Raw genomic sequence first — 6448 nt, forward strand, 5'->3', positions numbered from 1 at the left:
TTGTCTCCTGGTTACTTCTTAATCTAATTCAAAGCGGCCCGAAGGCCGCAAACAGGCTTACAGCAAATCGTCAATATTGACCGCCGGTCCGGATTTAGCAGCGTCATCCCAGAAAGTACCGAGCCCACCAATGGGAGTGCGCTTACCGGTATTTTCTGTCCATTCCCGGTCGGAGATGCCAGTGATGATGAAGCCGGCTATGGCATCCATCATGGCGTATTCCGGATCCAGGTTTTGGTCGTTGGCGGCAAAGTCACGTATGGCCTTGCGCATACGTTCGTCGTTGCCCTTGCTGAAGGCACTCATGGCGTACAGGGCGCTACCGAGACGAACACCACCGTCAAAGCCGGCCTTGGCTGAGGCTTCCAATTCTTTCCAGGGCTCGACATTAGGCGGAGCCAGCATGGGTAATAGGTTCCAGACCGCAGCACGGGTACCACGCGGCACGCCCCACCACTTGTCGTTATCCAGACACTTCATGTTGCGCTCAACCTTGGCGGCCAAATCGCGTGGCACACCCACGGCGCCATCGGATGCGCCGTCATTGAGCAGTGCCTGGACGCCGGAGATGTTGCCGATCATCCATACCAGCTCGTCAAAATCGGTTTTCAGCTTGGGGCACTCGCCCTCTTTCTGTTCGCCGAAGGCGGTCTTCATGTTCTGGTAGGCGGTGTACTGGCGCTGTGCCGCAACGGCAGACCAGCGCTTTTGCTCAATACGTGCGTCCTGAGCTTCATTCACATTACCGTCCTTGACGGCACGCATATAGCGCAGTTCGGCGTCAATGGCGATCTGTTCTGCACAGGTGGCAGCAGTGGTGAAGACCATGGCGCCCAGCTTCTCGGGATGCGAGCCGACGCGCTCAAAGGCCATCAGCAGCGGGGTCTGGGCCTCGCCGGTGACACAGGCCATGCGCACATCGTCAAACGTCAGCATGTACGGAAGCATTTCGGAGCGGCCGAAGCTGATCAGCACGTCCCCGGTTGTCTTGTAGATGACGCCACAGCCTTGCAGAGCCAGGATGGCGCCCCCTACCAGGGCTAGACGGGAATGTCGTAGCATTTTTGTCAAGGTCAGAGAACCCATTCGAAAGCTCCTTGTTGTTGTTCTCGGATTAGCGGACTCAAAGGTACGAAAGTCCGCCAATTGGCACAAGCGGCAATTACAAAAAAGCCTGCAAGCAATTACAAACAATAAATTTGCTTTATGATGGAATACGTTACGTTGTGCAGCGCACCCACCAGGAAAGTAAGACTTTATTATGACCGATCATACTGACATTAAAGACATGAAGGCCTGGCTGGCAGGCGAGAGAAGCGGTGTTTCTCTCGCCATGAATACCGCCCGTGGCGGCCTGCGGATACTGGAGACGCTTGGGGTGGTGGGGCGTCAGGGACTCGGTTGGATGCTCGGTGATCGCCCGCCAGTACCGGCCTTGCTGCGCACTACCTTTGAATCTCTGGGCACCACATACATCAAGCTTGGGCAGTTTATTGCCAGCTCGCCGTCGATTTTTCCGGAAGAGTATGTCGAGGAATTTCAGCGCTGCCTGGACCGTACCCCGGCACTGCCATTCCACTATATTCGCGAAACGATCGAGAAAGAGCTGGGTGCTTCGCTGGAGTCTCTATATCAGTCGGTGGACCCAAAGCCATTGGCCAGTGCGTCCATTGCGCAGGTTCATGCGGCGAAGCTCAAAAACGGACAGGACGTGGTGATTAAAGTTCAGCGTCCCGGTGTCCGTAATGTGCTGCTGACAGATTTCAACTTTCTCTACTTTGCTGCCCGGGTTACCGAGCGGCTGGCGCCGGGTCTGTCGCGCTCCGCCATCTCCGGTGTGATTGAAGAGTTGCAGGCAGGCATGCTGGAAGAGTGTGATTTCATCAAGGAGGCTCATAACCTTCAGGCGTTTAATGCTTTTCTGCGTGACACCGGCAATACCTCGGCGGTGGCGCCGGATCCGGTCATGTCTCACACCACCGGCAAGGTGCTGACCATGGAGCGCTTCTTCGGGGTGCCCCTCACCGACATGAATGTGCTGAGACAATATACAGATGATCCGGCGGAAACCCTGATCTCTGCACTGAATACCTGGTTCTCCAGCCTGATGTTGTGTGATTTCTTCCATGCGGATGTGCATGCTGGCAATTTGATGTTACTGGAAGACGGTAGGGTCGGGTTCATCGACTTCGGCATTGTCGGTCGAATCCGCCGAGAAGCCTGGGATGGCATGGCCAAATTCTTTGACGCCATTGGTCGAGGTGATATTCGCCAGATGGCGGAAGCCATGGCGATCATCGGCATGACCCGCGAAGAGGTGGATGTGGAAGCGCTTGCGCGGGATATCGAAAGCCTGCAAGGAGCGTTGGGCCAGGTTGACCCGTCTGCATTGGTGCAGGCCGACCGCAACGACAAGGAAGTTAACCGCTTGCTGATGGATCTGGTGAAAATCGGTGAGGGCCACGGTATCCGTTTCCCTCGCGAATTCGCCCTGCTACTCAAGCAGTTCCTCTACTTTGATCGTTATGTGCAGGTGCTGGCACCGGAAATGGACATGTTCAGTGATAATCGGGTGGATATGTTCGGCACGATCGATGACATGCCGGGCGGGTTTTTGCATTAAAAGCAGCTACGAGCTACAAAAAAACCGCGCCTTTTGGGCGCGGTTTTTTTGTGCTCTATCCACCGGGAGTTTTAGCGCGGAGTCAGTCGGTATGTCGTTATCAAGGTGCTTGCTTCGCGTCGCAGCTAGAAGCTTGTAGCTCGTAGCTGCTTTTCACTCCACCGGATCCGCACATTCCCCTTTCGACGGATTGAGCTTGCAGCGGATCTTGCGTTGCAGAGTCAGCATGTCGGCGTCGTAGTAGTCTTTCTCGCGCAGGGTAAGGCGTGCTTCCTGCATCATGGTTTCGTATTCCCGCTTGTCAGAATCAGGAATCTCGATCCACCAATGATCCGGTACCTTGGCGGCTTCCTGATCCAATCGTTCCTTGATCAGGTGATAGCTGTTGAAGAATTCTTCGCGAACCAGCTGTGCCACTTCGTTGGGAAATTTGTCCTTGCGACCGATCAGCTGCATGGTGATTTGCGCTAGCGGGTAGTTGATGATGCCGCCGTCTGGTGACATGCCCTTGTACAGTTCCAGTACCTCATAGGCCACCAGCGGGGCTGCCAGTACATCCACCACGCCGTTATTGAACTTGTTGGGCGCAGAAACGATATCAGATGCAACTGGTGTGGCGCCGATCTGCGAGACCATTTCCGCCTGGGTGGGGTCATAGTCCAGTACTGCGACCCGCTTGCCTGCCGCATTGGCCAGGGTGTTGATGGTTCTATCGTTGACGAAGACATAGGCGCCGCCGGCTGAGGCCAGGCCAAGAATGACATATTCGCCACTGACCATCTTGTCAGCGGATTTCGGGCTAGCCATGACTTGCAGCAGAATTTTCATATGCTCGTCACTGGGTACACCGCCGATAGAGTCGATAGTTCCTGTGTACTTGTTGAACAGGCGCCCGCGCAGGCCGCTGATCAGGGCCGCATCACAAATGCCGGCTTTCAGATCTTCCACCACCACGCTTTCGCTGGTGTAAGCCTGAATATCCAGATCCACACCGTATTCCAGCAGGCGGGTGCGCTGGTCTTCAGCGGCCTTGTAGATGGGCCCGGCACGACCGGCAATGTCCCAGATACAGATACGTCGCTTGAGGGGTTCACCCATACTGAAGCCGGCCACTTTCTGCATCGCTTCGATGCGGTCGTCCAGGCTGCGGCTCTGGTCGTAGGCGATGGCACGCAATTTTTCAGCCAGTTCGGGGGTGAGCGATACGCCCGGAGCAAACTTTTCCAGTTCGGCCTGTTGTGCTGGCGTCAGATTCAGTGAGTTGTCTGCGTTGGCGGTGAGGGTCCCGATCAGAAGGGGGAGAATGAGCAGATGGCGAAAAAATTTCACGCGGGCCTCCATGGGCATTTTCTTATTTGAATCCGAAGTGGCAGCTTCAGATTGAATGCCCATTGTGACAGTCGTGACCGGCGAGTCGCTGGCTGGCCAGCCGGGGTGGCTGGCCGCGGTGCCAACTGTGGATGTTGTTGGGGCTTTATTCCGTTTCCTGGCTGCACTCTGGCCGCTGGGCATCCAGCTTGCAGCGAATACGCTTCATGATTTTCAGCATGGTGGCGTCGTAGTAGCCGGTTTCGCGCAGTTTCATTCGGGCTGCGCGCATCATGCTGTCGTATTGCAGTTTTTCATGGCCATCCACTTCAATCCACCAATGCTTGGGAATCTGTCCGGCTTCTTTTTCCAGAGCTGTCTGGATAGAGGAAAAGCTGTCGGCAGCCACTTCCCGGATTACCGCGGCGAACGCCGGAGGAAAGCGGTCGGTGTGACCAATCAATTGGGCGGTGAGCTGCACGATCGGATAATTAACAATGCCCCCATCAGGAGACATGCCCTTGTAGAGTTCCAGTACCTGATAGGCCACCAGCGGTGCGGGGAGTACATCCACGCTGCCGTTATTGAACTGATTGGGCGCAGTGGCAAGCGTAGTAGCCACCGGGGTGGCGCCAATCTGGGCAACCATCTTCGACTGGCCAGGATCAAAATCCAGCACGGCGATCTTTTTCCCGGCAACCCGTTCCAGCGAGTTCAGCTTGCTGTCGTTTACAAATAAATAGGCGGCGCCGGCCGGCGTGACGGCTAGAGTCTGATATTTGTTACTGACCATGTTTTCACTGAGCTGTGGCAATGCGATGGATTTCATCAGCATATCCATGTGCTCCAGCGAAGGGAGGGCGCCAATGGCATCAATGGTGCCGCTAAAGCGGTTGAACTGCCGGGCACGGAAGCCGCTCATCAGTGCGGCGTCGCATTGTCCGTTTTTCAATGAGGCAACCATGGCGCCTTCATTGGTAAAGGCTTCCAGGCTGATATCAATTTTGTAGCGCAGCAAATCCAGGCGCAAGTTGGTGGCGCCGTTGAAAATCGGGCCGGAGCGGCCGGACAGATCCCACAAGCAGATGTGTCGCTTGAGCATTTCTTCCGGGCCCAGGCCCATCTCCTTGCGTGCTTCGGCAAGGTGCTGTTGCTGTTTGGGTGTCAGTGTCAGAGCCTGACTAGTGCTGGTCACTGTCAGCAGAGCGGAGCCAAAAAGGCTCATAATAAGGGTGCGATAAATCCCCATGACGTTTCCTTTGCCATTCGTTGCCATGCTTATAGCATGCCGATGGGAAGGGAAGTTTTACCGCCTGTATGACAATTGTACGCGGCGCCAACATGGCGCCGCCTCATGAGTTATTCAGTGATGCTGCACTCGGATCGGGCCGGGTCGAACTTGCAGCGAATTTTGCGCTGCAAACCAAGCATGTCGGCACTGTAGTATTTCTGTGCTCGCAGTGCGTCACGAGCATCCTGCATCATCACTTCGTAATCGTGTTTGTCCTTGTCCGGGATCGAAATCATCCAGCGCTCGGGTACCCGGCGGGTTTCCTGTTCTATGCGCTTGATGACTTGCGGGTAGGCTTCGAAAGAGGCTTCGCGAATCAATTGAGCTACTTCGTTGGGAAACTTGTCCAGGCGCCCGATCAGCTGCATGGAAAGCTGGGTCAGTGGATAGTCAACCACCCCTCCATCCGGGCTCATGCCTTTATACAGTTCCAGGATTTCATAGGCGACCAGGGGCGCCGGGAGGATATCAATCTGGCCGTTGTTGAATTTGTTGGGTGCGCTGACGATGTCGGTGGTTACTGGGGTGGCGCCAATTGCCGCGACCATTTCCGCCTGGGTCTCATCATAGTCGAGAACCGCAACGCGCTTACCTGCAGCCTTGGCCAGGGAGCTGATGCTCTTGTCGTTAACGAAAATGTGCGCGGCGCCTGCGGGGTAGATGCCCATCACCACATAGTCGCCCTGCACCATATGGCCCGCCTGTCGCGGGTGTGCGAGCACCTGCAGCAGGGTGTGCATGTGCTTTTGCGAAGGCACGGCGCCGATGGCGTCCACGCTGCCACTGTAGAGGTTGAACTGGCGGGCGCGCAGGCCGCTCATCAGAGCGGCATCGCAGCGGCCGGCCTTGAACTCGTCCACCATCACGGTTTCGTTGGTATAGGGCACCATCTCCAGGTTGATGCCGTACTCCACAGCCAGCGCCCGCTGCTCCATGGCCGCGTTGAACACAGGCCCGTTGCGACCGCCAATATCCCAGATACAGATAGTGCGTTTCAGGGTGCTGCCAGCTGGCATCTGGTCCAACCCGACCATCTGGCTGATGGCTTTAAGTCGGCTGCGAACCGGCATCTCTCTGGTGTAAAACACGTCCTCGAGTTTTTCCAGAGTGGAATCATTCAGCGTCACTCCGGGTAACAGGGTCTGGAGTTGCTGTTTCTGGGCCTGGGTCAGATTGGCTGCGCTCAGCGATGAGCACAACAGACTAAGCAGAAAGAAAAGAGTAAT

At 55.9% G+C, this 6448-nt stretch carries 5 protein-coding genes; 1 reads left to right on the forward strand and 4 read right to left on the reverse strand.

Annotated features, from left to right (window positions below; genetic code table 11):
- Positions 1-57: 57 nt before the first annotated feature.
- Entirely contained in the window at positions 58-1086 is a 1029-nt protein-coding gene (locus HUJ17_RS07175) for a hypothetical protein (RefSeq protein WP_290510055.1), read from the reverse strand.
- A 202-nt stretch (positions 1087-1288) separates the two neighbouring features.
- Here HUJ17_RS07175 and HUJ17_RS07180 point away from each other — a divergent pair, with 202 nt between their 5' ends.
- The gene (locus HUJ17_RS07180; RefSeq protein WP_366471175.1) at positions 1289-2623 is read left to right on the forward strand and encodes an AarF/UbiB family protein; all 1335 of its coding nucleotides are present in this window, start codon (positions 1289-1291) and stop codon (positions 2621-2623) included.
- Between the two features lie 153 nt (positions 2624-2776).
- Here the strand turns inward: HUJ17_RS07180 and HUJ17_RS07185 are convergent, their stop codons facing one another.
- The 3 genes from HUJ17_RS07185 to HUJ17_RS07195 form a co-directional block, all read right to left on the reverse strand.
- Positions 2777-3970 carry a putative solute-binding protein gene (locus HUJ17_RS07185; RefSeq protein ID WP_290510057.1) on the reverse strand — a complete coding sequence of 398 codons (1194 nt, stop codon included), beginning with the start codon at positions 3968-3970 and terminating at the stop codon, positions 2777-2779.
- 127 nt (positions 3971-4097) lie between these two features.
- Positions 4098-5180: a putative solute-binding protein gene (locus tag HUJ17_RS07190; RefSeq protein ID WP_290510058.1), complete on the reverse strand. Its 1083-nt coding sequence runs from the start codon at positions 5178-5180 to the stop codon at positions 4098-4100.
- A gap of 110 nt (positions 5181-5290) precedes the next feature.
- Positions 5291-6448 (reverse strand): putative solute-binding protein (locus HUJ17_RS07195; RefSeq protein WP_290510059.1); only part of this gene is annotated, 1158 nt, incomplete at its 5' end.

It is taken from the genome of Alcanivorax sp. (genome assembly GCF_014762765.1).
Taxonomy (GTDB): domain Bacteria; phylum Pseudomonadota; class Gammaproteobacteria; order Pseudomonadales; family Alcanivoracaceae; genus Alcanivorax.